At 70.0% G+C, this 26,587-nt stretch carries 23 protein-coding genes; 11 read left to right on the plus strand and 12 right to left on the minus strand.

Features of this window, described 5'->3' with window-relative positions; translation table 11 throughout:
• Positions 1-32: 32 nt before the first annotated feature.
• Both AB0I66_RS20920 and AB0I66_RS20925 read right to left on the minus strand, forming a co-directional pair.
• Complete coding sequence (locus AB0I66_RS20920) at positions 33-1,064, minus strand: hypothetical protein (RefSeq protein WP_363209349.1); 1,032 nt, start codon at positions 1,062-1,064, stop codon at positions 33-35.
• Positions 1,052-1,708 (minus strand): hypothetical protein, encoded by a 657-nt coding sequence (locus AB0I66_RS20925; protein ID WP_363209350.1) that lies wholly within the window; start codon positions 1,706-1,708, stop codon positions 1,052-1,054. The genes AB0I66_RS20920 and AB0I66_RS20925 overlap by 13 nt, the downstream gene beginning before the upstream one ends.
• A 191-nt stretch (positions 1,709-1,899) precedes the next feature.
• On the opposite strand from AB0I66_RS20925, the gene AB0I66_RS20930 reads away from it, so the two are divergent.
• On the plus strand, positions 1,900-2,373 hold the full coding sequence (locus AB0I66_RS20930; protein ID WP_363209351.1) for an HIT family protein: 474 nt from the start codon (positions 1,900-1,902) through the stop codon (positions 2,371-2,373).
• Between the two features lie 33 nt (positions 2,374-2,406).
• Here the strand turns inward: AB0I66_RS20930 and AB0I66_RS20935 are convergent, their stop codons facing one another.
• From AB0I66_RS20935 to AB0I66_RS20960, 6 genes are all read right to left on the minus strand, one after another.
• The gene (locus tag AB0I66_RS20935; RefSeq protein WP_363209352.1) at positions 2,407-4,683 is read right to left on the minus strand and encodes a protein kinase; all 2,277 of its coding nucleotides are present in this window, start codon (positions 4,681-4,683) and stop codon (positions 2,407-2,409) included.
• A 73-nt stretch (positions 4,684-4,756) separates the two neighbouring features.
• Complete coding sequence (locus AB0I66_RS20940) at positions 4,757-5,584, minus strand: carbohydrate ABC transporter permease (protein WP_363209418.1); 828 nt, start codon at positions 5,582-5,584, stop codon at positions 4,757-4,759.
• A 36-nt stretch (positions 5,585-5,620) separates the two neighbouring features.
• On the minus strand, positions 5,621-6,481 hold the full coding sequence (locus AB0I66_RS20945) for a sugar ABC transporter permease (protein WP_363209419.1): 861 nt from the start codon (positions 6,479-6,481) through the stop codon (positions 5,621-5,623).
• A gap of 143 nt (positions 6,482-6,624) precedes the next feature.
• A complete protein-coding gene (locus AB0I66_RS20950) occupies positions 6,625-7,986 on the minus strand; it encodes an extracellular solute-binding protein (protein ID WP_363209353.1) in 1,362 nt (453 codons plus the stop codon).
• A 210-nt stretch (positions 7,987-8,196) separates the two neighbouring features.
• Complete coding sequence (locus tag AB0I66_RS20955; protein WP_363209354.1) at positions 8,197-8,883, minus strand: response regulator; 687 nt, start codon at positions 8,881-8,883, stop codon at positions 8,197-8,199.
• Entirely contained in the window at positions 8,880-10,574 is a 1,695-nt protein-coding gene (locus tag AB0I66_RS20960; RefSeq protein ID WP_363209355.1) for a sensor histidine kinase, read from the minus strand. The genes AB0I66_RS20955 and AB0I66_RS20960 overlap by 4 nt, the downstream gene beginning before the upstream one ends.
• A 155-nt stretch (positions 10,575-10,729) precedes the next feature.
• On the opposite strand from AB0I66_RS20960, the gene AB0I66_RS20965 reads away from it, so the two are divergent.
• The gene (locus tag AB0I66_RS20965; protein ID WP_363209356.1) at positions 10,730-12,145 is read left to right on the plus strand and encodes a cation:dicarboxylase symporter family transporter; all 1,416 of its coding nucleotides are present in this window, start codon (positions 10,730-10,732) and stop codon (positions 12,143-12,145) included.
• 4 nt (positions 12,146-12,149) lie between these two features.
• Here the strand turns inward: AB0I66_RS20965 and AB0I66_RS20970 are convergent, their stop codons facing one another.
• Positions 12,150-12,788 (minus strand): TetR/AcrR family transcriptional regulator, encoded by a 639-nt coding sequence (locus AB0I66_RS20970; RefSeq protein ID WP_363209357.1) that lies wholly within the window; start codon positions 12,786-12,788, stop codon positions 12,150-12,152.
• Positions 12,789-12,961: 173 nt separating this feature from the next.
• On the opposite strand from AB0I66_RS20970, the gene AB0I66_RS20975 reads away from it, so the two are divergent.
• The 9 genes from AB0I66_RS20975 (at position 12,962) to AB0I66_RS21015 (ending at position 22,190) form a co-directional block, all read left to right on the plus strand.
• Positions 12,962-14,653, plus strand: coding sequence for an MFS transporter (locus AB0I66_RS20975; protein WP_363209420.1), 1,692 nt, complete (start codon positions 12,962-12,964; stop codon positions 14,651-14,653).
• Positions 14,654-15,270: 617 nt separating this feature from the next.
• Positions 15,271-15,753 carry a hypothetical protein gene (locus AB0I66_RS20980; protein WP_363209358.1) on the plus strand — a complete coding sequence of 161 codons (483 nt, stop codon included), beginning with the start codon at positions 15,271-15,273 and terminating at the stop codon, positions 15,751-15,753.
• A gap of 192 nt (positions 15,754-15,945) precedes the next feature.
• Positions 15,946-16,824 (plus strand): SGNH/GDSL hydrolase family protein, encoded by an 879-nt coding sequence (locus tag AB0I66_RS20985; RefSeq protein ID WP_363209421.1) that lies wholly within the window; start codon positions 15,946-15,948, stop codon positions 16,822-16,824.
• A 62-nt stretch (positions 16,825-16,886) separates the two neighbouring features.
• Positions 16,887-17,492: a DsbA family protein gene (locus tag AB0I66_RS20990; protein ID WP_363209359.1), complete on the plus strand. Its 606-nt coding sequence runs from the start codon at positions 16,887-16,889 to the stop codon at positions 17,490-17,492.
• Between the two features lie 133 nt (positions 17,493-17,625).
• Positions 17,626-18,510, plus strand: a complete 885-nt coding sequence (locus AB0I66_RS20995; protein ID WP_363209360.1) for an NAD(P)-binding domain-containing protein — start codon at positions 17,626-17,628, stop codon at positions 18,508-18,510.
• 48 nt (positions 18,511-18,558) lie between these two features.
• Positions 18,559-18,921, plus strand: coding sequence for a VOC family protein (locus tag AB0I66_RS21000; protein WP_363209361.1), 363 nt, complete (start codon positions 18,559-18,561; stop codon positions 18,919-18,921).
• Positions 18,922-18,966: 45 nt separating this feature from the next.
• Complete coding sequence (locus tag AB0I66_RS21005) at positions 18,967-19,359, plus strand: MerR family transcriptional regulator (protein ID WP_363209362.1); 393 nt, start codon at positions 18,967-18,969, stop codon at positions 19,357-19,359.
• Between the two features lie 52 nt (positions 19,360-19,411).
• Entirely contained in the window at positions 19,412-19,750 is a 339-nt protein-coding gene (gene trxA, locus AB0I66_RS21010; protein ID WP_363209422.1) for a thioredoxin, read from the plus strand.
• A gap of 175 nt (positions 19,751-19,925) precedes the next feature.
• Complete coding sequence (locus AB0I66_RS21015) at positions 19,926-22,190, plus strand: helicase (protein WP_363209363.1); 2,265 nt, start codon at positions 19,926-19,928, stop codon at positions 22,188-22,190.
• On the opposite strand, the gene glgB is transcribed toward AB0I66_RS21015, so the two are convergent.
• The 3 genes from glgB to AB0I66_RS21030 all read right to left on the minus strand — a co-directional run.
• Positions 22,147-24,495 (minus strand): 1,4-alpha-glucan branching enzyme, encoded by a 2,349-nt coding sequence (gene glgB, locus AB0I66_RS21020; protein WP_363209364.1) that lies wholly within the window; start codon positions 24,493-24,495, stop codon positions 22,147-22,149. The two genes, AB0I66_RS21015 and glgB, sit on opposite strands and share 44 nt — an antisense overlap.
• Before the next feature lie 26 nt (positions 24,496-24,521).
• The gene (locus tag AB0I66_RS21025) at positions 24,522-25,943 is read right to left on the minus strand and encodes a maltokinase (protein WP_363209365.1); all 1,422 of its coding nucleotides are present in this window, start codon (positions 25,941-25,943) and stop codon (positions 24,522-24,524) included.
• A 119-nt stretch (positions 25,944-26,062) separates the two neighbouring features.
• Positions 26,063-26,587, minus strand: a 525-nt coding sequence (locus tag AB0I66_RS21030) for an alpha-glucosidase C-terminal domain-containing protein (RefSeq protein WP_363209366.1), incomplete at its 5' end; no start/stop codon positions are given.

Here is a 26,587-nt window from a genome sequence, read left to right on the forward strand (position 1 = left end):
GAGGGCCGGCGACGGTTTTCGTGTGTCGTCGTCTAGCGGTTGATCGACTGGATCTCCTCGACCACGACCTCTTGATCCGCGCCGAACTCGCCGTCGGGGAGATCCTGCGGGTCGTCGACCCCCGTGCCGGTCCAGCTGATCTTCCAGGTGACGGTTGCCTTGAGCGGGTAGGAGCCGTCGCCGGACGAGCGGAGGTACTTCACGCCGCAGGGCGGGTCCTCGTCTGACTTGCCCTTGGCGTACGGCTCGCCGATCTTGCCGCCGTTGATCGGGCAGACGCCGGACGCGGGGTAGGTCTCGGCGTCCTTGGTGCCGGGGTCGATCTTCAGGGAGATGGGTTCGGCGGTCGCCGTTGCCTGGAGGTCGAGGATCGGGACCGAGGCCGTCACCGACACCGGCTTGAACTCGGCCTTGTCCAGCCAGGCCCAGGTCGGGAGATTGACCTTGGTGGTCTCCGCCGGGGCGAGCGTGACCTCGGTGTCGGGTACGCGGATCTCGGCGTACGCGAGCTGCGCGAGGACCTCCGGAGTAACGGCTTCCGGAATGTCGGCCGGCGGCGGGTCTCCCTTGTCGACCCAGAAGTACGGCTTGTCGCAGTCGAATGCTCCCGGGGCGCTTTCCCTTCCTTCCGGGATGAAGCCGTCCCACCAGTAGCCGTCACCGGTCTTGTCCTTGTTGAAGTCCTTGTAGGGCTGCCCGTCGACGTATCGATTGCGCTGCGTCAGATCCCACTGCGGTCCGGTGGACTCGGCCTCCCAGATCGGCTCAAGCTTCTTCTGGAGCTGGGCCGGGGTGTGCGCGGGAGCGTAATAGCAGGGCGGAGGCGTCCAGTTGGTGGACGGAGTCACCGGGCCCGCCGTGCCGCCCTTGCCGTTCTTCGAGCGGTCGAATTTGACGCCGCCCGCCGTGGCCGACAGGGTCTGCCCGTCGCTGTCGGCGTCCACCTGCGTCTCGGAGTCGTTGCCGCCCGGGTCTATGTCGGCCCACGCCTGAGGGCCGCTCAAGGCCACTGCCAGGCCCGCGAAGAACGCCGTCAGGGCTGTGGCCCTTCCTACGGTTGGCATTGCGCCGCCCCCCTGGTGGAGATGATCTGCGAGGTCTGCCAGGTGCCGTCTTCGTTCTTGATCAGCTGCGTGTTGTACGAGACGTAGCTGTTCTTGGTCACCGGCGTCTTGTTGGTCTTCTCGTTCTTCTTGTTCTTGGTGTAGCCCTTGCCTTCGTCCGCACAGAAGGAAAGCGTGGCGGTCTTCTTGTCCTTGAGCGTCACTTGGCGGTCGTAATAGCGCACTGTCCCCGTGAGGGAGAGATCGGCAGCCTTGAACTTCTCGACCCACGTCACCGCCGCTTCGAGCGCCTTGCCGGTGTTGTAGTAGCCGACCGCCTCACCCTTCGGGTCCGTCCCCGTGATGGCGGCATTCACGGCGCGCATGCGCTCAGCGTTGTCGGCAAGCACCGCCTTCTTCACGGCGTCCCCGGTACGAGGCTCCTCGAAGGTCATGGTCAGATCGGCCGGAAGCTCGATCTTTGGGCGGCCGGAGTCCGTTGCAGGGCTCGCGCTGGGCGAAGCCGAATCCTTCTCGCCCCCCTTGTCCGCCCCAGCGATCTTGTCGTTGTCCTTGGACTCGTCGTCGCCGCTGCCGCAGGCTGTCAGCAGCAGAGCCGCGGTCGCGGTGAGGGCGGCCGTCGCGAGACGGAGAGGGCGGTTCACTGACGGCTCCTGGTGAGGGTGAGAGTTGGCGCGAGTCAAACACGCTAGTGGGAGCTGATCGGCGGCACCAGAGAGAAATCTGCTGAGCAATGGGGCGTGTGGGGTTCATCCCGGTGAATCGGGCGGCGCAAGAAGCGGCGCAAGAAGAGGCGCAAGAAAGGGGATCGCACGTGGTGATGGAGCGGAAAGCCATGGATCTTGAGGGGTACATGGAGCGGGCTCGCAGCGGGCCCTGTTTTGTTTGTGCGTTTCTCGGCGGGGAGGCGGGCTATGACCATCACCTCGTCCACGAGGACGACGAGCACGTCGCCTTTCTCGACCGGTGGCCCACCCTTCCCGGGAAGGTTCTCGTCGCGCCCAAGGCCCACGTGGAGCACGCCGTACGTGACCTGGACGAGGCCGCGTACGTGCGGATCATGCTCTTCGTGCGCCAGGTCACCCGCGCCGTCGAGCGGGTCTTCGACTCCGAGCGCACCTACCTCTACTCCCTCGGGAGTCAGGAAGGGAACAGCCACCTTCACTGGCACATCGCCGCCCTGCCGCCCGGAATCCCTTACGAGGAGCAGCAGTTCCACGTCCTGATGACCGAGAACGGGGTGCTGGATGTGGCGCCGGGCGAGATGGCCGACGTCGCCGCGCGGCTTCGGGCCGCCGTCGAGTATTAGCCGGCAACGCCACCGCCACCGCCACCACCGCCGTTACTGCTTCGTCGGCTCGTATTTACCGTCCACCTTGCCGATCTCCGTCCACGTGTCCTCCTCCCGGCGGTCGATCCACACCGGCCGTTCACGCGCCGAGCGGCGCTTCTCGAAGGAGACCTCGTCCAGGACGCCGTTGACCGAGACGTTCTGGATCTCGCGGTCCAGGGTATGGCGGAGCGACGTCGGCGATGCGGTGTCCGTGGGGAGTCGGTCGAGTGCCGTCGCCAGTGCCAAGGCACCGTCGTACAGCTCTTGGTTGCCGCGCGCGGGGAGATTGTCGCCCGGCTCGCCGGAGTAGTTGCGTGTGCGCAGGACTCCCTCCGGGATGCCCGCGGCCGTCTTCTCGGCCCTCGCCCGCTCCTCCGAGTCCTCGCAGACCCCCTCGGGGGCGCTCTGGGACAGGACAGGGCCGGTGAAGCCGTCGGCCCTGAGCTTCTTCGCCCACACGGCGACGTCCGTCCCGATCGGCACCACCACCGCGTCCGCCCTCGCCTCCTCGGCCAGCGCCGGGATCTGTGCGGTCTTCACCTCGTCCGGCCGCACCTCCAAGGCCTTGGCTGACACGCCCGCCTTGCGCAGCCCGGTCCCGATGCCGTCCTGCCGGTCCGCCCAGACCTTGTCCTCCGCCACAAGCACCCGGCGTGCGTCGGTCCGCGTCAGGAGGTACTCGGCCATCGCCTCGCCCTGCCGTTCGTCGTCGGCCGGGATCGCGAACGCGCCCCCGGCGTGGGCGACGTCGTAACACGTGCTGATCTCCGGCAGGAACGCCTCGTCCGTGTCATGCACCCAGGAGAAGTCGACGGTGTCACCGATGACCGCGAGCATGGCCGGGTGTTCGGCGAGCAGTTCGCGGGACGTCGTGTCCGGGTCCGCGGCCACGGGAACGAGACGGAAGCGGTCGCCGATCTTCTCGCCGTTCTCCCCGCCGCTCTTCTCCCCGCCGCTCTTCTCGCCGAGCGTCTCGGCGAAGGCGGACTCGACGGTACGCATCTGCTGTGTCGTGAACTGCTTGTACTCCGAGGTCTCCTCGGCACCGCCGCCGGAGCGTGCCGTGCCGACGTGGGTGTAGCTGTGGGCGACGCCGATCTCGTACACGGCTCGGGCGGATGGTCCTCCCTCGGACGCGGCAAGAGAACGTATGCCGAGCCCCGTCGGGATGCTGACCGCAAGGAGCAGGGCCGCGGGGATGAGCAGACGCCGCCTCCCGCGCGAGCCGATCGCGTCCGGGGCCGGGGGCGGGGTCACCTTGCTGACCGCCTGGGGCTGGGGTTGGGGCTGAGGTGTGGGCTCGGGTCGGGGGCGTGCGTCCTCCACTTCCCCGGCCGCCTGCCGCTCCCGCTCCCGCTCGCCCACGACGGCGTCCTGGATGTCGTCGTCGGCCCCGCCCGCACCGCCGTCCCCGCCCACGCCCTGATCGGCCGCCGCCAGAATCCGCTCCAGCGTCGTCGCCGCGTCCGCGGGCCGGTCGGCGGGGTCCTTGGCCAGGAGGTCGAGCACGAGACGTTCGACCGGCGCCGGCACCTCGGGCCGCGCCCGCGAAGGACGCAGCGGTGCGTCGTTGACGTGGTTGAACATGACGCCGGCCGCCGAGCCGGTGAACGGCGGTCTGCCGACCAGGAGTTCGTAGAGGACGCAGCCCAGTGCGTAGAGGTCGGTGCGCCCGTCGCCCGGCTCTTGGCGGAACCGCTCCGGCGCCAGATACGGCACGCTGCCGAACGGCAGGTCCCCGGTCCGCGTCAGACGCGAGTCGCCCGCCGCCCGCTCCACGAACGTCGCGATGCCGAAGTCGACGACCTTGGCCGTGCCGTCCTGCGTGATCATGATGTTGCCGGGCTTGATGTCACGGTGCACGACACCCGCCGAGTGCGCCGCGTCCAGGGCGCGGCAGACGTCGGCACCCCAGCGCAACGCGTCCGCCACAGACACACGCACGCTCTCGCGCAGCACGTGGTCGAGGGAACGTCCCTGCACCAAGGCCATCACCAGGTACGGCGTCGGCTGCGAGGTGCCACCGTCCGTGCCGTCGTCCGTGCCGTGGTCGTGCACGGCCACGATGTACGGGCTGTCCAGCGAGGCCGCGGCCCGCGCCTCCTGCCGGAAGCGGGCCAGGAGCTGCTCCAGCTCATCGGCGTCCGCGGAATCCGCCGCCGCGAAGAGCTTCACCGCCACTTCGCGGCCGAGGCTCTGGTCCCGCGCCCGCCACACCTCTCCCATGCCGCCCGCGCCGAGCCGCTCCAGCAGCTCGTACCGGCCGTTCAGCAAACGCCCCCGCATGTGCCCTCCCTCGGCCCCGCCCGTAGACCCGGCGATCCTAGCCAGCGGGGCGGGCGGCCGAGGAGGGCCGGGGTCACCCCTTCACCGCACCCCCCAGCGCGAACCCTCCGCCGAGCCGCCGTGAGATCAGTACGTAAAGGAGGATCACCGGCGTCGAGTAGATGATCGAGAAAGCCGCCAACTGGCCATAGATCACCGTCCCCTTGTTGCCGAAGAAGTCGTTGATGCTGACCGACGCCGGCATCTGTTCCGGGGTGAGCAGCAGCATGAACGGGACGAAGAAATTGCCCCACATCATGACGAACGAGAACACCGTCACCACCGCCACCCCCGGGCCCATCAGGGGGAGCACGATGCGCAGCAGGGACTGGAACGACGACGCGCCGTCCGTCCATGCCGCCTCCTCCAACTCCTTCGGTACTCCGTCCATGAAGTTCTTCATCAGCCAGATGGCGAAGGGGAGTTGGGACGCGGCGAAGAAGAAGATCGTGCCCTGCATCGTGTCGATCAGGTCGACCTGCACGAACAGCGCGTACACCGGGACCATGATCGCCGTGATCGGCAGGCTGGTCGCGAAGAGGATCGTCAGCATGAAGGGGCGGTTCAGGCGGGACTTGAAGCGGGAGAGCGGGTAGGCGGCGAGTGCCGCGCAGGCCACCGTCAGGAGCGTGCCGCCGCCGCACAGCAGCAGGCTGTTGAGGAGAGGCGTGAAGGTGATCTCGGGGGTCAGGACCGCGTCGTAGTTGTCGAGGGTGATGCCGTCGGGGACCTTCACCTTGAGGTCGGCCTCGGTGTCGAGCGAGGACAGGATCACCCAGATCAGCGGCAGGACGAACGCCACCGCGACGACGAGCAGGCCGGCGTCCGCCGCGAGGCGCCGTGACGTACGGCGAGAACTCATTCTGCGGACGGGCGACTTGACGGTGTTGGCGGACACTCAGACCTCCGTGCGGAGCAGGCGCATGTAGACGAGGGAGAAGAGTGAGCCGACGACCAGGAGCAGAAGCGCCACCGCCGTGCCGTAACCGATCATGCTCTTCTGGAAGGCCTGTTCGTACATGAACAGGGGGAGGGTCTGGCTGCGGTTGCCCGGGCCGCCGCGCGTCATCACCCAGATCAGACCGAAGACGGAGAGCGTCTGAAGGGTGTTCAGCATCAGGTTCGTGCCGATGGAGCGGCGGATCATCGGGAGCGTGATGTGCCACATGCGGCGCCAGCCGCCCGCGCCGTCCACCTGGGCCGCCTCGGTGATCTCCTTGGGGATCTCGTTCAGGGCCGCCGAGTAGACCAGCATCGAGAACGCCGTCCCGCGCCACACGTTGGCGAACGACACCGCCAGGATCGGCAGCGTGTACATCCAGTTCTGGGAGGGGAGGTGGAGGAAGTCCAGGACCGCGTTGAGCGTGCCCTCGCGGCGGAAGAACGCGTACAGGAGGAAGGCCGCCACCACCTCGGGCAGCACCCACGCCGTGACCACGATGGCGCCGGTGACCGTGCGGGCCGGCTTGGACGCCCGCTGCATCAGGGACGCGAGCGCGAGGCCGATGGTGTTCTGCCCGAGGATCGACGACACCAGCGTGAAGACCAGGGTCAGCCAGACCGCGTTGAGGAACGCCTCGTCCCCGAAGGCCTTACGGAAGTTGTCGAACCCGACGAAGCTCGACTCCGCCTGGCCGGTGAGCTGGAGGTCGGTGAAGGCGATGTAGGCGCAGTAGCCGATCGGTCCCGCCAGGAACAGCAGCAGGAGGATCACGGCGGGGGAGACGGGCAGCGCGCGGGACAGGGCCCGGCCCGTCAGCTTGGAGCGGGACGGGGGCCGCGCGGCCCCCGTCCCCGGAGTCTTGACGACGCCGCCGGGTCCGGCGGTGGGTGCGGTGGTCACCTCGGGGATCTCACTTCCCTTGCTTGCCTGCCGGATCTCGGACCCTCTCGGGCCCCGGCCTACTTCTCGATGACCTCGCCGTCGGTCGCTGCCTTGACCTCGTCGTCGTAGCCGCTCGCCGCGTCGGCCACGGACCCGTCGCCCGTCGTGACCTTCTCCATGGCCTCCTGCACCGCGGTGGACACCTTCGGGTACGCCGGGAACGCGGGGCGGTAGTGCGTCGTCTCCACCAGGTCGGTGAAGAACTTCAGGCCGGGCTGCGCCTTGAGGTAGGCGGGGTCGGCGGCGACGTCCTTGCGGACCGCGATGCCCGAGTTCGCCACGTACCACTTCTGGGCGTTGGCCTTGGTCTGCATCTGCTCGATGAACTTGAACGCCAGGTCCGGGTTGGCCGCCTTGGAGGGGATCGCCCAGGTCCAGCCGCCGGACATGCTCACCTTGCCGGGAGCCTCGCCGTTCTGCGTCGGCATATGGGCCAGGCCCAGCTTCTGGGACCACTCCGGCCACTCGTGACCCGCGCCCTTGCCCCAGTCCTGCGGCAGCCAGGAGCCGTCGAGGTTGATGCCGAGCTTGTCCTCGGGGAGCAGCTCACCGCGCACCCGGGTGGCGAAGTTCGGGTCGAGGGCGTCGGAGACGTCAGGGCCGAGCTTCTCCTTGTAGACCGTCTCGACGAACTCCAGGGAGTCCTTGAAACCCTGGCTGCCGGTGACCCACTTCTTGGACTTCGGGTCGTACATCGGGTCCTCACCCGTGCCGTACAGGAGCATCTCCATGCCCTGCATGGTGGCCGCCTCGCCCGCGGGCTTGCCCGTGTAGACGTTCATGGGCGTGACGCCGGGGACCTTCTTCTTGATGGTGCGCGCCGCGTCAAGGACCTCGTCCCACGACTTGGGCTGCCAGTCGGCAGGCAGCCCGGCCTTCTTGAAGATGCTCTTGCTGAACCAGAGGCCGCGGGTGTCGGTGCCGTCCGGCACGCCGTACGTCTTTCCGTCCGCCGCCTTCGCCGCCGACTTGGACGTGTCGATGAACTGGTCCCAGTCCTTCCACTTGTTCAGGTACGGGTCGAGCGGCTTCAAATACCCGCTGGTGATGTCCGAGTTGATGAGGAAGGTGTCCTCGTAGACCAGGTCGGGCGCGGTCTTCGGGGAGCGCATCATCTGCTGGAGCTTGGTGTAGTACTCGGAGTCCGGTGCCTTGATCGGCACCAGCTTCACCTTCTTGCCGGGGTTCTCCTTCTCGAACTGCTTCTTGATGTCCGCCAGGAAGGTGTCCATGACCTTGACCTGGTTGTCCGTGGACTGCTTGAAGGAGACCTTCACGGTGTCCGGATCGTCGCCGGAGTCCCCGCCGCACGCGGTGAGGGTGCCGGCGGCGACCAGGGCGGTGGCGAGGAGCAGAGGGGCGGTGGGACGCACGGGCACGACCTCCTACTGGCCGACGCGGCCGGGTTACCACGCAGGGCGCAACGCGGGGCTGCCCGGTGAACGTAAGGGCGGCTTCGGAGCAAGGTCAATGCCCGTGCGTCGCCCCTTGTCATCAACGTGACAACGTTGTTATTGGAGGCGGTACGCGGACGCTTCCGGGGTTTCGGAGGGGTGGCAACCGGCGTATGCGCGCGGGGATTTGGTGCGTCAGGTGTTCGACGTCAGCCAGCGGTAGGCGTACTCCGGGCGGCCGACGTGGCCGTACTGCGGGGTGCGGGCCGCGCGGCCCGTGGTGACCAGGTGCTCCAGGTAGCGGCGCGCGGTGATGCGGGAGATCCCCACGGTCTCGGCGGCGACCGCCGCGGTGACGCCCTCGGGGGGCGCGTCGCGCAGCGTGCGCGTCACTCTTTCGAGGGTGGGGCCACTGAGCCCTTTGGGCAGGGCGGCCGGTCCGGGCGCGCGCAGGGTGGCCAGGGCGCGGTCCACCTCGTCCTGGCCGGTGGCCTCGCCCGCGGCGGTGCGGAACTCGGCGTAACGGGTGAGGCGGTCGCGGAGGGTGGCGAAGGTGAAGGGCTTGAGCACGTACTGGATCACGCCGAGGGAGACGCCCTCGCGGACGACCGCGAGATCGCGGGCCGACGTGACGGCGATGACGTCCGTGCGGTGTCCCGCGGCGCGCAGGGAGCGGGCCAGCTGGAGGCCGTGGCCGTCGGGGAGGTGCAGGTCCAGGAGGAGGAGATCGACCTCAGTACGGTCCAGGGCGCGTTTCGCCTCGGCCGCGCTGTGCGCCTTGCCGACGGCGTGGAAGCCGGGGATGCGGTTCACGTAGAGGACGTGGGCGTCGGCGGCCACGGAGTCGTCCTCCACGACCAGGACGCGGATGGGCTCTGTCACGTGGTGCCTCCGTCTGCTGCGTCCGGTGGAACGGACGCCTCTTCGTCGGCACCCGGCATTTCAGCGGCACCCGGCGTCGTGGGCACGAGGGCGGCGGCAGCCGTCCGCAGCAGGACCTCGAACTCCGCGCCGCCACCCGGCGCCTCCCGCACCCTAAGCGTCCCCTCGTGCTTGGTCACCGTCTGGTGGACCAGGGCGAGGCCGAGACCGCGGCCCGCCGTGGCCTTCGTGGACCAGCCGCGCCGGAAGACCGCCTCCGTGTGCGCCGGGTCGACGCCGGGTCCCGTGTCGGACACCCGCAGCGTAAGTCCCGCCTCGTCCGCGCGCGCCGTCACCGTGACGCGGGCCGCGGGCGAGCCCTGGGCCGCGTCCACCGCGTTGTCGATCAGGTTGCCGAGGACCGTTACCAGATCGCGCGCGGGCAGATTCGCGGGCAGCATCCCGTCGTCGATGCTGCTGTCGGGGGACACGACGAGCTCCACGCCGTGTTCGTTCGCCTGGGCCGCCTTGCCCAGGAGCAGGGCCGCGAGCACCGGCTCGCTCACGGCCGCGACCACCTGGTCCGTCAGCGTCTGGGCCAGCTCCAGCTCGGCCGTGGCGAAGTCGACGGCCTCGTCCGCGCGGCCCAGCTCGATGAGCGAGACCACCGTGTGGAGGCGGTTCGCGGCCTCGTGGGCCTGCGAGCGCAGCGCCCGCGTGAAGCCGCGTTCCGAGTCGAGCTCGCCGGTCAGCGCCTGCAGCTCGGTGTGGTCGCGCAACGTCACCACCGTGCCCCGGCGCTCGCCGCTCGACACGGGCGAGGTGTTCACCACGACCACCCGGTCCGCCGTCAGGTGCAGCTCGTCGACCCGCGGCTCGGCCGCGAGCAGCGCGCCCGTCAGCGGCGCGGGCAGGCCGAGCTCGGCGACGTTCCGGCCGACCAGGTCGCCCGTCACGCCGAGCAGCTCGCGCCCCCCGTCGTTGATGAGGGCGATGCGCCGCTGTCCGTCCAGCATCAGGAGGCCCTCGCGCACGGCGTGCAGCGCGGCCTCGTGGTAGTCGTGCATGCGGCTGAGCTCGGTGGCGTTCATGCCGTGGGTGTGGCGGCGCAGGCGGGCGTTGATGACGTACGTGCCCAGTCCGCCGAGCGCGAGCGCCCCGGCCGCGACGCCGAGCAGGGTGAGCAGCTGGCCGCGCGCCTTCTGGCTGATCTCCTCGATGGTGATACCCGCGCTGACCAGGCCGGTGATCCGGCCGCTGCCGTCGTCGGCCAGGATCGGGGTGACCACGCGCACCGAGGGGCCGAGCGTCCCCGTGTAGGTCTCGGTGAAGGTCCTGCCCTTGAGCGCGTCCGCCCGGTGGCCGAGGAAGCGCGCGCCGATCTGGTCCTCGTCGGGGTGCGTCCAGCGGATGCCGTCCGGGTCCATGATCGTGACGAAGTCGACGCCGGTGTGCAGGCGCACGGCGGTGGCGTACGGCTGGAGGGTCTTCGTCGGGTCCTCGGCGAGCGCCGCCTCACGTACCGAGGGGGAGTCCGCGACCGCCCGTGCCGCGGCCGTCGCCTGGCGGCGCGCGCCCTCCTCGGCCTGCTGCCGGTCGCTCAGGAACGTGAAGAGCGCACATCCGGCCACCACGACGGTGACGAGCACGATCTGCATCGCGAAGAGCTGTCCGGCGAGGCTGCGTGGCCGGGGCGGACGGGCGAGGGACATGCTGCCAGTCTGCCTCGCCGTATAAGTGCGAACTAAATGAACGTAAGGGTGACCGCCCTCACAGGGCGAGAGATAGTCACCCGAGATTCGCCCCCAGGACGTGAGCCGCACGCACTGGCCGAAAACGCCGACGTAGTCGTTCAAGGAGGGCCCTCGTGGCCGACACCACCGACAGCCAGGTGGCCAAGGCTCCCGCTGCCAAGCGGGACCGCACCCACTATCTGTACATAGCCGTCATCATCGCCGTGGTCCTCGGTATCGGTGTCGGCCTGCTCTTCCCCGACTTCGCCACGGAGCTGAAGCCGCTCGGCACCGGCTTCGTGAACCTGATCAAGATGATGATCTCGCCGATCATCTTCTGCACGATCGTCCTCGGCGTCGGCTCGGTCCGTAAGGCCGCCAAGGTCGGCAAGGTCGGCGGTCTCGCACTCGCGTACTTCGTCGCGATGTCCGTCGTCGCGCTCGCCATCGGTCTGATCGTCGGCAACATCCTGCACCCGGGCTCGGGCATGGACATCTCCGACTCCGAGAAGGGCGCGGGCCACGACGCCGCCGACGAGGCGAACAAGGGGCTCGTCGACTTCGCGCTCGGCGTCATCCCGAAGACGCTCGTCTCCGCCTTCACCGAGGGCGAGGTGCTGCAGACGCTGCTCGTCGCGCTGCTCGTGGGCTTCGCGCTGCAGGCCATGGGCCGCTCCGGCGAGCCGATCCTGCGCGGCATCGGGCACATCCAGCGGCTGGTCTTCCGGGTCCTCGGCATGATCATGTGGGCCGCCCCGATCGGCGCGTTCGGCGCGATGGCGGCGGTGGTCGGCGAGACCGGCACGGACGCCCTGAAGGCGCTCGCCACGATCATGATCGGGTTCTACGTCACCTGCGCGCTGTTCATCCTGATCGTGCTCGGCACGCTGCTGCGCCTGGTGACCGGCGTCAACCTCTTCAAGCTCCTGAAGTACCTGGGCCGCGAGTTCCTGCTGATCCTCTCCACCTCCTCCTCCGAGTCCGCGCTCCCGCGGCTCATCGCGAAGATGGAGCACCTGGGCGTCAGCCGCCCGGTCGTCGGCATCACGGTCCCCACGGGCTACTCGTTCAACCTCGACGGCACCATGATCTACCTGACCATGTCGTCGCTCTTCATCGCCGAGGCGATGGACCAGCCGCTCGGCGTCGGCGAGCAGATCTCCCTGCTCCTGTTCATGATGATCGCGTCGAAGGGCGCCGCGGGTGTCTCCGGTTCCGGCATCGCGGTCCTGGCCAGTGGCCTGCAGTCGCACAAGCCGGCCCTGGTGGACGGCGTCGGCCTGATCATCGGCGTCGACCGCTTCATGAGCGAGGCCCGCGCCCTGACCAACTTCGCGGGCAACGCGGTGGCCACGCTCCTGATCGGCACGTGGACCAAGGAGGTCGACCGCCGGCGGGTGGACGACGTACTCGCCGGGCGCCTGCCCTTCGACGAGAAGACGCTGCTCGACGACGACGGCGCTTCCGAGCGGGAGGACGTGGACCCGGACGCGGTGGACGCCGTCCCGACGCAGCCGGGCAGCAGCGAGAAGAAGTCCCTGACGGCTTGAGGACCTAGCCGTCGACGGTCGCCGCTCTCCGGTCGGCGACCCGTGTCACCAGTTCGGTGGCTTGTGAGGCGGGCAGGCCCGCCGCGGTCAGAAACGTGATCGCGGTGGACCTGCCCGCCTTTTCCGCTGGTACGACACCGTCGTTGACGGCCTCCATCAGGGCGAACAGGATGCCTTCGAGCACGTAGCCGAGCGCCCGCGTCGGCAGCGGCGACACGAACGTGCCGTCGTCCAGGCCGCGCTGGAACGTCTCCAGGCCCTCCTCGTGGACGCGGCCGAGCCGCTCACGGATGCCGCCCATCGTCACGCTCCGCTCGCCCAGAGAGAGCAGCAGGCGGTAGCGGTCGGCGACCTCCCACACGGCGAGCAGCGAGCTCGCCACCGCCTCCGCGGGGTCCTCCACGCCCGCCCGGCCCGCGGCGTGCGCGGTCTCCACCGCCGCGATGGCCCGCTCCACGATCGCCTCGATCAGCGCGTCACGGCTGGGGAAGTGCCCGTAGACCGTCCGCCGCACGACGCCCGCGGCACGCGCGATCTGGTCCATGGAGGCGTCGGGGTCGCGCAGCAGCTCGGCGACGGCGACGTCGAGGATACGGCGGCGGTTGGCGTCGGCTCTGACGCTGCTCGCGGGGCGGGGATTCATGGCCCCATTCTGCCCACTCGGCCGCGGCCCCGCTCCCCCCACTTGCACACTTCTGTGCAACATGGAGTATCTTGCACAGCAGTGTGTAGTTGCACAGGGTTGTGCAATGTCAGTCCAGGTTCAGTGCACTTGTCTGCGCGATGCCTGTGCAAGAAACGGGATGGGTGAATCCGATGCCTCTGCTGATCAAGGAACCGGTCGAACGGATGGACCGTCCGTACGCCCGCCGCTGGTGGGCCCTGGGCGTCCTCTGTCTGAGTCTGCTGATCGCCGTGATGGCCAACACCGCGCTGACGGTGGCCGCGCCCGACATGACCATGGACCTCGGCCTGTCGAGCTCGGACCTGCAGTGGGTCATCGACGCCTACACCGTCCCCTACGCCGCGCTGATGCTGCTGCTCGGCGCGATCGGCGACAAGTACAGCCGCCGGGGCGCGCTGGTGCTCGGCCTGCTGATCATGTCCGTCGGCGCCGCCGCGGGCTCCGTGGTCGACAGCTCGACGGCCGTCATCGTGGTCCGCGCGGTGATGGGCGTGGGCGCGGCGCTGATCATGCCGGCCACGCTGTCGCTGCTCGCGGCGACCTTCCCGCGCGCGGAACGGGCCAAGGCCATCACGATCTGGGCGGCCACGTCCGGCATCGCCATCGCCGCGGGCCCGCTGATCGCGGGGGCGCTGCTCCGTGACAACGGCTGGCACTCGACGTTCCTGATCAACATCCCGGTGGCGGTGCTGGCGATCGTCGGCGCGTTCGTCCTCGTGCCGCCGTCGAAGGCCGCTCGGCACGGCCGGATCGACTACGTGGGCGGACTGCTCTCGGTCGTCTGGGTCGGCTGCCTGATCTTCATGATCATCGACGGTCCGCACTTCGGGTGGGGCGTGCGCGCGATCTCCGCCGCGGTGGTGGCGGGCCTCGGCCTGATCGCCTTCGTCGTCTGGGAGCTGAAGCACCCGCGCCCCGTCCTGGACGTACGCAAGTTCACCCAGCGCGGCTTCGCGGGCTCGAACCTCGCCGTGGCGCTCTTCTTCCTCGCGGTGTTCGGCGCCTTCTACTACCTGACCCAGCACCTCCAGTTCGTCCTCGCCTACGACCCGCTGGAGACCGGCGTACGCATGCTGCCGCTGGCCGGCGCGGTGTTCGTGGGCTCGGCGGTCACCGGAATCATGGCGCCGCGCATCGGCGGCAAGATCATGGTGGTCGCGGGCATGGTCGGCGGCACGGTCGCGCTGGCGCTCCTCACGCAGATCGATGCGGGCTCCACGTACGGGGACTTCGTGGCGCCGCTGGTCATCCTCGGCCTGTCGCTCGGCTTCGCGGTCTCGCCGTGCACGGACGTCATCATGGGCGCGTTCCCCGAGTCGGAGCTCGGCGTGGGCGGCGCGGTGAACGACACCTCGCTGGAGCTCGGCGGCTCGCTGGGGATCGCGGTCCTCGGCTCGGTCCTGGCGAGCTCGTACTCGTCGAAGCTGGCCGATGAGACGTCGGGCAGCAAGCTCCCCGCCTCCGCGCTCGACACGGCGCAGGACTCGGTGGGCGCGGGCAACGGCGTGGCGCAGGGCATCGCCGAGCAGGCGCGCGAGCTCTCGGCCAAGGCGGCACAGGCGTCCTCGCCCCAGGAGGCGTCGCAGCTGAAGTCGCAGGCGCAGGAACTCGCCGGGGGCGCGCACCAGATGGCGGACGCGGTGGGCTCCGCGTTCTCTGGCGCGGTGGCCCACACCAGTTTGATCGGTGCGGTGATTCTGGGGGTGGGGACCGTGGTTGTGGCGGTGCTTTTGCCGGGGCGGCGGACGGGGGCGACGGTCGAGGCCGAAGCCGCGGAGGCCGAGGAGACCGCCGGGGTCCCGGAGGCCGCGGGGCGCCGGTAGGCGCGGGGCGGCACCCCGGCTTCGGGCGCGGGTGCGCCGCCGTTCGGGCCTGAACCGCCGCTGCACGGCGAATGCTTTCCGTGTGCGGCACCGCTCCGACCTGAGCCGCCGCTGCGCGGCGGATGCTTCTCGGGTGCGGCACCGCTGCGGCCTGAGCCGCCGCTTCGCGGCGGATGCTTTCCCGCCCACCCACCCGATTGCCCCGGGTGACGTTGTTGCCCTACGTCTGGTGCGAGTTGCGGGGTAATCGGGTGGGGCCGATTGCCTCGGGGAGGCGTTATGGCCCTACGTTTGGTGGGAGCTGCTGGGTAGACGGGTGGGTGGGCGGGGTAGATCCGTCGCGGAGCGGCGGGCCGGTGGTGGTGGCGTGCCATCTGGTGCGGGCTGCGGGGTAATCGGGTGGGGCCGATTGTCCCGGGGAGGCGTTGTTGCCCTACGTCTGGTGGGAGCTGCGGGGTAAACGGGCGGGTGGGTGGGATAGATCCGCCGCGGAGCGGCGGGACGGTGGTGGTGGCGTGCCACCTGGTCGGAGCTGTTGGGTAGACGGGTGGGTGGGTGGGTGGGAAGAATCCGCGGCGAACGGGCGGAGCCGCCCTGACCCCACAGGGAGGCCCAACTTGCCGGAGAAGACTCGTGACTGCCTCGCCTGCGGGCTCGCCGACGGCACGGCACCACTACCCGGCGGCACCCTCCTCCGCACCCCGCACTGGACCGTCGAGCACTGCACGGGACCCCTCGGCATCGGCACCCTCATCGTCAAGCCGCTGCGGCACATCACGGGAATACACGAGCTCGGCGTCGAGGAAGGCGCCGAGCTCGGCCCGTTGCTCACGCGGGTAACCGCCGCCGTGCGCAAGGAAGTTGGCGACGAGTGTGAGCAGATGTACGTCTGCCTCTGGTCCCATGCCGGACGCGTACCCGGCCACGTGCACTTCGTCGTGCAGCCCGCCCGTACGCATGACATCGAGCGTCACGGCCATGCGTACGGCCCCGCCCTCCAGGCGGCGATGTTCGCCGAAGGTGTGGCGCCGGAGCCGGGCGCGGTGGAGGAATTCTGTGGGCGGGTGCGGCGCGTGCTGGGTGAGGGTTCCGCCATCTAGGTGGGCCCGTGCGCAAACTGTTGACTCTTGTTCAAACCTGCCAGTAACTTCAGCGTTGCACCACTGAGAACCGCCGAAAGCCGCTGAAGCCTGCTCAAAACACCCCCACAGTACGGCTGTTGGCGCCCGCGGCTTGCTCGCTCCTCTCCGGGAATGACCCCCCATCGGATTCAAAGGAGACTCCAGATGGTGATCCGCGCACGCGCCCTGCGCCTGGCAGCCGCCACTCTCGCCGCCGCAGGCACCGCCACCCTCGGCCTGGCCGCCGCACCCGCCCAGGCGGCCGGCGCCGAACCGCTCGACTACGTGGCCCTCGGCGACAGCTTCAGCGCCGGTTCCGGCGTCCTGCCCCTCGACGTGACCGCGCCCCTCCTCTGCGCCCGCTCGACCGCCAACTACCCGCATGTCGTGGCCAAGCGGACCGGTGCCAAGCTCACTGACGTGACCTGCGGCGGAGCCCAGACCAAGGACTTCGCGGGATCGCAGTACCCCGGTGTCGCGCCGCAGCTCGACGCCGTGAAGGCCGACACCGATGTCGTGACGCTGACCATCGGCGGCAACGACAACAACACCTTCATCAGCGCGATCCTCGCCTGCGGCTCCGCCGGCGTGCTGTCCGGCGGCAAGGGCAGCCCCTGCAAGGACGCCAACGGCGACAAGTTCACCAAGCAGATCGACGCGAGCACGTACCCGGCGCTGAAGACCGCCCTGCAAGCGGTCAAGGCCAAGGCGCCGAACGCCCGCGTCGGCGTGCTCGGTTACCCGTGGATCGTTCCGGAGAAGTCCGTCCCCGGCTGCTTCGCCAAAATGCCGATCGCCACCGGGGACGTCCCCTACCTGCGCGATCTCCAGGCGCACCTGAACAAGGCCGTGCAGCGCGCCGCGTCCGAGACGGGGGCCACGTTCATCGACATGGCCGCGGCCTCTGACGGGCACGACGCCTGCAAGCCGCTGGGCACGCGCTGGATCGAGCCGGTGCTGTTCGGCACCAACTTCGTCCCGGTGCACCCGAACGCCCTCGGCGAGTCCAGGATGGCCGACCAGGCCATCGGCGTGATGAAGCTGGGCTGACGGGCTGACGGGCTGACCCGCGAGGCAATAGTCCCAACCCCCCTCACCCGTACGGTTGTTGCATGAATGCGCCGCAGGACGTCGACTTCTGGTTCGATCCCGTCTGCCCCTACACCTGGCTGACCTCCCGGTGGATCCGGGAGGTCGAGCAGGTACGGGACGTCCACGTGCGGTGGCGGGTGATGAGCCTCTCGGTGCTCAACGAACACCTCGACGTCGACCCCGAGGACCCCGACGGGCAGTGGGGCGACTACATGCGGGGTCCAGGCCGGGTCTGCGCGGCGGTGGCCGCTCGGCACGGGAGCGAGGCACTGGGCAGGTATCTCGACGCGCTCGGGGTGCGGCTGCACGAACGGGGCGAGTGGGACGGCGCCGAGCGCGCACTCACCGACGCCGGTCTGCCCACGGAACTCGCGGCGGCGGCTTGGACGGAGGAGTACGACGAAGCCGTGCGGGCCTCGCACGAGCAGGCAATCGAGCTGGTCGGCCCCGACGTCGGTACGCCGGTCCTGTCCGTCCAGGGCGTGGGCGCCGTCTTCGGCCCGGTCGTCTCGCCCGCGCCGAAGGGCGAGGCGGCGGGACGGCTGTGGGACGGGGTGCTGCTGATGGCGGGCGTCCAGAGCTTCTGCGAGCTGAAGCGGGCGTACGGCGCACTCGACTTCGGCTGATTCCCGGACCGACCGCCGGGCCGGGCCGGGCCCGGCCCGGCCCCAAGTCCCCCTCCAAGCTTACCTTTTCGTAAGTACCTGACTATTTAGTCCGTACTTGTGCGGGGGTGGGCGCTCGCCAAGCATGGTCGGCATGACGAATCAGCAGCGCAAGACCTCAGTGACCGTTCTCGGCCTCGGCGCCATGGGCCAGGCCCTCGCCGGTGCCTTCCTCCAGGCCGGGCACCCCACCACCGTCTGGAACCGCACGCCCGGCAAGGGCGACGACCTGGTGACCAGGGGAGCCACGCGCACCACGACCGCGGCCGACGCCGTCCGCGCCTCGGACGTGGTGGTCGTCTGCCTCTACGACTACGCCGTCTCGCAGGCCGTGCTCGACCCGCTCGCCGCCGATCTGTCGGGACGCGCCCTGGTCAACCTCACCTCGGACACCCCGGAGCGTTCGCGCGAGGCGGCGGCCTGGGCCGCCGGGCACGGCATCGACTACCTGGACGGCGCCATCCTCGTGCCGGTGACAGTGATCGGCACCGCCGACGCCCTGCTGTTCCACAGTGGCCCGCGGTCCGTGTTCGAGCGGCACGAGAGCACGCTCAAGGTGCTCGGCGGCAACACCGTGTACCTCGGCGAGGACCACGGACTCGCGGCCGTCTACGACAACGCCCTGCTCGACTTCTTCTGGACCAGCATGTACGGCCTCGTGCACGCCTTCGCGCTGGCCGGGGCGGACGGCGTGAAGGGCGCGGAGCTGGCCCCGTACATGAGCGCCCTGCTCTCCATCTTCCCGGTGGCCGTCGAGTCGACGGCGGTCGAGGTCGACTCCGACACGTACCCGGGCGAGCAGGCCCCGCTGGTCACGGAGGCCGCCAACGTCGACCACATCATCCACGCCTCCGAGCACCGGGGCCTGGACGTCGGTGCCCTGAGCGGCATCAAGGCGGTCCTGGACCGGGCCATCGCCAAGGGGCACGGCGCCGACGGCTGGACGGCCATCATCGAGGCCGTACGCGGCGCCCGCTGAAGCGGCGTACGGTGAAAGTGACCGCCGTCACAGAGTGGGAGCCGTGCGATGACCGGTGAACCGAGTTTCTTCGAGATCGGCGTCGAGGATCCGGAGCGGGGGCGGGCCTTCTACGGGGAGCTGCTCGGCTGGACCTTCGAACCGGGACCCTCGGGGCAGGGATACGTGATCGGGACCCCGGGTGTCCCCGGAGGCCTGCACGGCGGTGACGCGGGGGCTGCGCCCTATCTCTTTTTCCAGGTGGACGACCTGGAGACGGCGCTTGCCGCGGTCATCAAACTGGGCGGCACCGTCGAGGCGCCCCTCGGCGGCGAGAGCGACGAGTCGGACGCGGCCTTCGGCCGGTTCCGGCTGTGCAAGGACGACCAGGGCTCACCCTTCGGCCTGCACCAGCCGCCAAGAAGTCCCTGAATCACGCTGGCCTTGACGCCTGCGTCAAGGATTACCGTCGTACGCATGCGCATCGGCGAACTTGCGGAGCGGGCCGGCACCACCACGCGGACGCTTCGGTACTACGAGTCACGGGGGCTGCTGCCCGCTCGTCGCAGTGGCAACGGCTACCGCACCTACGACGAGGACGACGTGCGTCTCCTCGAGCAGATCAGGACCCTGCAGGACTTCGGGTTCGACCTGGAGGAGACGCGGCCGTTCGTGGAGTGTCTGCGCTCGGGGCATCCGGCGGGCGACTCCTGCCCTGCCTCACTCGACGTGTACCGCCGCAAGCTCGGTGAACTCGACGCACTGATCGGTGAGTTGACGGCCGTGCGCGAACAGGTCGGGGCGCAGTTGGTGCGTGCCGAGGCGGCGATCCCGGATGGCCCGGAGCCCCGGTGCGGGCTGACGGGCTGACGGGCTGACGGGCTGACGGGTTGACGAGGTGAGGGAGGAGCACGGCATGGCGATGGTCAAGGCGGACGGCGTGGCCGAGGTGACGGACGCGAATTTCGAGGGGGAGGTGCTCAAGGCGGAACGGCCGGTGCTCGTGGAGTTCGGGGCGGAGTGGTGCGGCCCGTGCCGGCAGCTCGCGCCGGTGCTGAGCGAGATCTCGCGCGAGGAGGCGGACCGGCTGAAGATCGTGCAGCTGGACGTGGACCACAACCCGGAGACGGCGATGGCGTACGGGATTCTCTCCGTGCCGTCCCTCCTGGTCTTCCGGGGCGGTGAGCCGGTGAAGTCCATGGTGGGCGCGCGACCCAAGCGCAAGCTCCTCGCCGAGCTCGCGGAGGCCGAGGTGCTCTGAGCGCACCCGCCTCCACTCCGCGCGGAACACACGCAGAAAGAGAAATACCCCGGACGAATTGACGTCCGGGGTATTTCTTGGCGTATATTAGATCCTTTCGCGACCTCATACCCGCCTGGGCATACCGTTATCGCGAGAATCTGTATAAGAGCACTGTAACTGGCGAGGGGCTGAATTGTCAACCGAGGAATTGCGGGAAGAGCAGCAATTCGTCTCCGGGCTGTACGCGCGCCTCGACGCGCTGCGCGAGGAGGCACAAGCCGCCGTGCAGGCGTCGTTGACGCAGGTCGGCAACGGTCTGCAGGCCAGGCTTGAGCGTGATGTCCTGGTGGCCGAGCGGTCCGGACTGCTGGCCGCCTTCGACGCGGGAGAGAACGGCCTCTGCTTCGGGAGGCTCGAATTCCGCGACGGCCGTGATCACCACATCGGGCGCATCGGAATCCGCGCGTCCGACATCGAACGCACCCCGCTCGTGATCGATTGGCGGGCGGACGTCGCGCGTCCTTTCTATCTCGCCACCGGGCATGTGCCGATGGGACTGCGCAGGCGCAGGCACATCACCACTGAGGGCCGCGAGGTCACGGCCCTGCACGACGAGATCCTCGATCTCGGCGACACCACGCGCACCGGGCACGAGGGCGCCGACGCCGACGAGGTGCTGCTGGCCGCGCTCGACTCGGCACGCACCGGGCGCATGCACGACATCGTGCAGACCATCCAGGCCGAGCAGGACCGCATCATCCGGGCCCCGCACCACGGCGTACTCGTCGTCGAGGGCGGCCCCGGCACCGGCAAGACGGTCGTGGCGCTGCACCGTGCCGCGTTCCTCCTCTACGCCCACCGTCAGCTGCTCGCCAAGCGCGCCGTCCTGATCGTCGGCCCGAACCCCGCCTTCCTCGGCTACATCAGCGAGGTGCTGCCCGCGCTCGGCGAGACGGGCGTCCTCCTCTCGACCGTCGGCGAGCTGTTCCCCGGGGTGAGTGCCACCGGCACCGACACCCCCGAGGCGAACGAGGTCAAGGGGCGCGCGGAGATGGCGGACGTGCTCGCCGCCGCCGTGCGCGACCGGCAGCAGACCCCGGAGCCCGGCTCCCCGGTGATCATCGAGCACGACGACGGCGACCTCGTCCTGGACTGGACGATCGCGCAGGAAGCGCGCGAGGCGGCCCGCGAGGCGGACGTCCCGCACAACCTCGGCCGGCCGCACTTCGCCTTCCGCGTCATCGACATGCTCACCGAGCAGCTCGCCGAGCGGCTCGGCGCCGACCCGTACGGCGGACCGAACTTCCTCGGCCCCGACGACATCGCCCAGCTCGGCAAGGCCATCGCCGCCAGCCCCGAAGTGCACGCGGCCATCGACGAGTTGTGGCCCCAGCTCACCCCGGAGGGCTTCCTCGCGGACTTCCTGGAGGAGCCGACGCATTTGTCGGACGAGGACGCCCGGCTGGTCCGGCGACCGCGCGAGGCCGCCTGGACCGCCGCCGACGTCCCGCTGCTCGACGAGGCCGCCGAGCTGCTCGGCAACGACGACAGCGCGGCCAAGGCGATGGCGGAGGCCGAGCGCGCCAAGCAGATCGCCTACGCGCAGGGCGTGCTCGACGTGTCGTACGCGTCCCGTACGTACGAGTTCGAGGACAAGGAGGACGACGAGTCGGAGGTCCTGCTCGCGCACGACATCATCGACGCCGAGCGGATGGCCGAGCGCCAGGAGGAGGCCGACCACCGCAGCGCCGCCGAGCGCGCGGCAGCCGACCGGACCTGGGCGTTCGGGCACATCATCGTCGACGAGGCGCAGGAACTCTCCGCGATGGCCTGGCGGTTGCTGATGCGGCGCTGCCCGACCCGCTCGATGACGCTGGTCGGAGACCCCGCGCAGACGGCGGAGGCCGGCGGGTGCGGCTCCTGGGAGACGATCCTTTCGCCGTACGTCGACGACCGCTGGGAGTACACGCGGCTCGGCGTCAACTACCGCACCCCGGTGGAGATCATGGACGTGGCCGCCGAGGTGCCCCGCGTCGAGTACCCCGACTTCGCGCCGCCGAGTTCCGTGCGGTCCACGGGAGTGCTCCCGTGGGCGCACCGCACGGACGACCTTCCCGCGGCCGTCGCCGACGCGGTGGCGGCCGAGGCACGGGACGAGGGCCGCCTCGCGGTGATCGCCCCGCGCGAGCTGCATACGGAGCTCGCCGACAAGCTCCCCGGTGTGACGGCCGGGGAGGCCCCGGACCTGACGCGGCCGGTCGTGCTGATCGACCCGCGTCAGGCGAAGGGCCTGGAGTTCGACACCGTCCTGGTCGTGGAGCCGGGCCGCTACGGCACGAGCGACCTGTACGTGGCCCTGACCCGGGCCACGCAGCGCCTCGGCATCCTGCACGCCGAGGAGCTGCCGGTGGCGCTCAAGCAGGTCGCAGCCACACCGTGGCCAGCGGCGGCAGGGTGAGGCGCAGGGACGCCGGACGGCCGTGCGACGCCACCGGCTCGGTCTTGACCGGGTCCGGGTTGGTGACGTCGCCGCCGCCGTAACGTCCCGCGTCCGTGTTCAGGACCTCGTGCCAGGCGGTGTATTCGCCGGGGACGCCCAGGCGGTACTCGTGCCGCACCACCGGCGAGAAGTTGGAGACGGCCAGGAGCGGTGCCTCGTCCGTCTCCTCATCGGCGTACCGCAGGAACGCGAAGACGTTGTCCTCGGCGGCGTCGCCCTCGACCCAGGCGAAGCCACCCGGGTCCGTGTCGCGCTGCCAGAGCGACGGCTGGCCGCGGTAGACGGTGTTGAGGTCGCGCACGAGATCACGTACGCCCCGGTGGTCGGCCTCCGCACCGTACGCGGGGTCGAGCAGCCACCAGTCGGGGCCGTGGCCCTCCGCCCACTCGGCGCCCTGCGCGAACTCCTGCCCCATGAAGATGAGTTGTTTGCCGGGGTGGGCCCACATGAAGCCGAGGTAGGCCCGGTGGTTGGCGCGCTGCTGCCACCAGTCGCCGGGCATCTTCGACACCAGGGACCGCTTGCCGTGCACGACCTCGTCGTGCGAGATCGGCAGGACGTAGTTCTCGCTGTACGCGTACACCATCGAGAACGTCATCTCGTTGTGGTGGAACTTGCGGTGCACGGGCTCCTTCGACACATAGTCGAGGGAGTCGTGCATCCACCCCATGTTCCACTTCAGGCCGAAGCCGAGCCCGCCGAAGCCGCCGGGGCCCTCGTGGTGCGTCGAGCGGGTCACGCCGTCCCAGGCCGTGGACTCCTCGGCGATGGTGACGACGCCGGGGGCGCGGCGGTAGACGGTGGCGTTCATCTCCTGGAGGAAGGCCACCGCGTCCAGGTTCTCGCGTCCGCCGTGCGCGTTCGGCGTCCACTCGCCGTCCTCGCGCGAGTAGTCCAGGTAGAGCATGGAGGCGACGGCATCGACGCGCAGGCCGTCGATGTGGAACTCATCGCACCAGTAACTGGCGTTCGCCACAAGGAAGTTGCGCACCTCCTTGCGGCCGTAGTCGAACTCCAGGGTGCCCCAGTCGGGGTGTGCGGCCCGGCCCGGGTCCTCGTGCTCGTACAGCGTCCGGCCGTCGAACTCGGCGAGCGCCCAGTCGTCGCGCGGGAAGTGCGCGGGCACCCAGTCCATCAGGACGCCGATGCCCGCCCTGTGCAGCGCGTCGACGAGGAACTTGAAGTCGTCGGGCGTGCCGAGGCGGGCCGTGGGGGCGTAGAAGCCGGTGACCTGGTAGCCCCACGAGCCCCCGAAGGGGTGCTCGGCGACCGGCATCAGCTCGACGTGCGTGAACCCCAGGTCGGCGACGTACGCGGGCAACTGCTCGGCGAGCTGGCGGTACGTCAGGCCCGGTCGCCAGGACGCCAGATGGACCTCGTACACGGAGAAGGGTGCCTGGTGGACCGGCACCTCCGCCCGGCGTACCAGCCACTCCGTGTCGCGCCACTCGTGGTGCGACTCGTGCACGACCGAGGAGTTCGCGGGCGGTGCCTCCGTGCGGCGCGCGAGCGGGTCGGCGCGGTGCGTCTTCGTGCCGTCGGGCCGGGTGATCTCGTACTTGTAGAGCTCGCCCTCGCCCACGGAAGGCACGAAGAGCTCCCAGACGCCGCTGCCGCCGAGCGAGCGCATCGGGAACCCCGTCCCGTCCCAGAAGTTGAAGCTCCCCACCACGCGCACGCCCAGGGCGTTGGGCGCCCACACCGTGAAGCGGGTCCCGGTCGCCCCCTCGTGCACCATCGGACGTGACCCGAGCGCGTGCCACAGCTGCTCGTGGCGGCCCTCGCCGATCAGATGCAGGTCGAACTCGCCGAGCGCGGGCAGGAAGCGGTACGCGTCGTGGATCTCCAGCTCGGCGTCCTCGTACGTGACGTGGAGCCGGTAGTCGTCGGGGACCTCGCGCAGCGGGAGCACCCCGGAGAAGAACCCTTCCCCGTCGTCCCGCAGCTCCGCCCGCAGATCCTTGGCGACGACGGCGACGGAACGGGCGTACGGCCGCAGAGCGCGGAAGGCGATGCCCTCGCGCACGACGTGAGCGCCGAGCACCCCGTGCGGGTCGTGGTGGGTGCCGCCCAGGAGACGGGCACGGTCGTCCTGGGAAACGGGCGACTCGGGGCGGGCGGCCTGCGGCTGTGCCGCCTGCTTCGGTGTCTTCGGCTGCTTCTGCCGGGGCGGCTCGGGTTTCCTGCCGGCGGCCTCCGGCTTCCGCTTGCCCTTCTTGCTGGCCTCGTCGGACGGTTTGCGCGGCTGCGGGCGGGGGGTCACGGGGGAGCCTCCTCGGCGATGGCAGGTCAGTGGGGTTCGGTGGCGGGGCCGTTCGTGGCGAGGCGTTTGATCGCGGCAAGGGGGACGGGAAGCCAGTCGGGGCGGTGGCGGGCCTCGTAGAGCACCTCGTAGACCGCCTTGTCCGTCTCGTAGGCGCGCAGCAGGACCGGGTCCATGCGCGGATCTCGGCCGGTGACCGCCGCGTACCCCGCGCAGTACGCCGCCCGGCAGTCGCCCGCCCAATCGGGGGCCCATGGCTCGTGGGAGCGCGCCGCGTAGTCGAAGGAGCGCAGCATGCCCGCCACGTCACGTACGGGCGGCTGCGGCATCCTGCGTTCGGCGAGCGGGCGCGAGGGCTCACCCTCGAAGTCGATCAGTGACCACTCACCGGCCGGCGAGCGCAGGCACTGCCCCAGGTGCAGGTCCCCGTGGACGCGCTGGGCCGTCCAGGTCTCCTCGCCGCGCCCCAGGTCGGCGAGCGCCTCGTAGGTGGTGTGCAGCGCGGGGGCGTACGGCTGGAGGGCGGGCACCGCCCCGGCCGCCGTGGTCAGCCGGTCCGTCATGCCTTCGGCGATCAGCTCCACCTGGGCGCGGCCCAGCGTGACGGTGGGCAGTGCGCGGGCCAGCGCCTGGTGCACCTCGGCGGTCGCCCGGCCGAGCTCCCGCGCCTCGCCGCTGAAGTCGCGCCCCGCGGCGAGCTCCCCGAGGGCCAGCTCCCAGCCGTCCACCGTGCCCTTCAGGTAGGGCTGGAGCACGCCGAGGACGCTCGCCGGGTCCTTGGAGTCCCCCGTGTCCGCGAGGAACCAGGCGGCGGGCGGGGGGACCCGCGCACAGCCGTCGCGGGACAGCACCAGCGGCAGCTCCAGATCCGGGTTGGACCCGGGCACGATGCGGCGGAACAGCTTCAGGATGTACGTGTCGCCGTACACCAGCGAAGAGTTGGACTGTTCGGCGGCGAGCATGCGCGGTGCGAGATCCGCGCTTATGTCCTTGCGCCGGTCGCGCTCGAAACGCAGCTTGCCGACACGCGCCTGGATGCGCAGCGCCTCAAGGAGGAAACCGGACATCCGGGAGTCGTGCAGCGCCTCGTAGACCGTGAACCCGCTGAGCGGGCCGCGCGTCACATGGCCGATCAGTGCGGGAGCGAGCCGGGGCGGCAGCTCGCGCCGGACGCCGAGCAGGAGTTGGTAGCAGTCGGCGGGCTGCGAGGGCGCGCCGCCCGCCTGTCCCGGCACTTGGGGCTGGCGGACCTGCACGATCAGGTGCAGGAGCCCCGACTCGGAGGTGGGCGGCAGCAGTTCGGTCGCCGTGACGACGGAGAACTCGGTGATGGGGCGGCCTTTGCCCGCGAACCAGCGCTGCCGTGGCAGCCACGCGCGGAGCAGCGGATCGAGCGAGGCGAGCAGCGCGTCCGCGGTGATGCCCGGGCGGGTGACGGCTTCCGACATGGCGTCGCGTCCTTTCCGCGGTGCGGACAAGGGAGAAGTGCGGGAGTGCCGGTTGTGCGGGGAGAGTTCCCAGGGCGGGGCGGTGGAAACGCCCCGCCCGGGAGTGACAGGGGTGGAGCCTACGCCTGGTCCCTGCGCAGCCGGAACCAGTAGAAGCCATGTCCGGCCAGAGTCAGCAGATAGGGAAGTTCACCGATGGCCGGGAAACGCACCCCGCCGATCAGTTCCACCGGGTGCCGGCCGTTGAAGGTCTGCAGATCCAGTTCCGTGGGCTGAGCGAACCGCGAGAAGTTGTGCACGCACAGCACCAGATCGTCTTTGTACTCGCGCAGAAAAGCGATCACCGCGGGATTCGACGACGGAAGTTCCGTGTAGGAGCCGAGTCCGAAGGCGGGGTTCTGTTTGCGGATCTCGATCATCCTGCGGGTCCAGTGCAGGAGTGAGGAGGGGGATGACATGGAGGCTTCGACATTGGTGACCTGGTAGCCGTAGACCGGGTCCATGATCGCGGGGAGGTAGAGGCGTCCGGGGTCGCAGGAGGAGAAGCCCGCGTTGCGGTCGGGCGTCCACTGCATGGGCGTGCGGACGGCGTCGCGGTCGCCGAGCCAGATGTTGTCGCCCATGCCGATCTCGTCGCCGTAGTA

Source organism: Streptomyces sp. NPDC050439 (genome assembly GCF_040655335.1).
In the GTDB taxonomy this organism is placed as follows: Bacteria; Actinomycetota; Actinomycetes; order Streptomycetales; family Streptomycetaceae; genus Streptomyces.

Coding starts and splice junctions, on each gene's coding strand:
- AB0I66_RS20920 (WP_363209349.1), bottom strand. CDS start 1,064: ATGCCAACCGTAGGAAGGGCCACAGCCCTGACGGCGTTCTTCGCGGGC.
- AB0I66_RS20970 (WP_363209357.1), bottom strand. CDS start 12,788: ATGAATCCCCGCCCCGCGAGCAGCGTCAGAGCCGACGCCAACCGCCGC.
- AB0I66_RS20975 (WP_363209420.1), top strand. CDS start 12,962: ATGCCTCTGCTGATCAAGGAACCGGTCGAACGGATGGACCGTCCGTAC.
- AB0I66_RS20940 (WP_363209418.1), bottom strand. CDS start 5,584: ATGAGTTCTCGCCGTACGTCACGGCGCCTCGCGGCGGACGCCGGCCTG.
- AB0I66_RS20990 (WP_363209359.1), top strand. CDS start 16,887: ATGAATGCGCCGCAGGACGTCGACTTCTGGTTCGATCCCGTCTGCCCC.
- trxA (WP_363209422.1), top strand. CDS start 19,412: ATGGTCAAGGCGGACGGCGTGGCCGAGGTGACGGACGCGAATTTCGAG.
- AB0I66_RS20930 (WP_363209351.1), top strand. CDS start 1,900: ATGGATCTTGAGGGGTACATGGAGCGGGCTCGCAGCGGGCCCTGTTTT.
- AB0I66_RS20995 (WP_363209360.1), top strand. CDS start 17,626: ATGACGAATCAGCAGCGCAAGACCTCAGTGACCGTTCTCGGCCTCGGC.
- AB0I66_RS20960 (WP_363209355.1), bottom strand. CDS start 10,574: ATGTCCCTCGCCCGTCCGCCCCGGCCACGCAGCCTCGCCGGACAGCTC.
- AB0I66_RS21000 (WP_363209361.1), top strand. CDS start 18,559: ATGACCGGTGAACCGAGTTTCTTCGAGATCGGCGTCGAGGATCCGGAG.
- AB0I66_RS20935 (WP_363209352.1), bottom strand. CDS start 4,683: ATGCGGGGGCGTTTGCTGAACGGCCGGTACGAGCTGCTGGAGCGGCTC.
- AB0I66_RS21005 (WP_363209362.1), top strand. CDS start 18,967: ATGCGCATCGGCGAACTTGCGGAGCGGGCCGGCACCACCACGCGGACG.
- AB0I66_RS21025 (WP_363209365.1), bottom strand. CDS start 25,943: ATGTCGGAAGCCGTCACCCGCCCGGGCATCACCGCGGACGCGCTGCTC.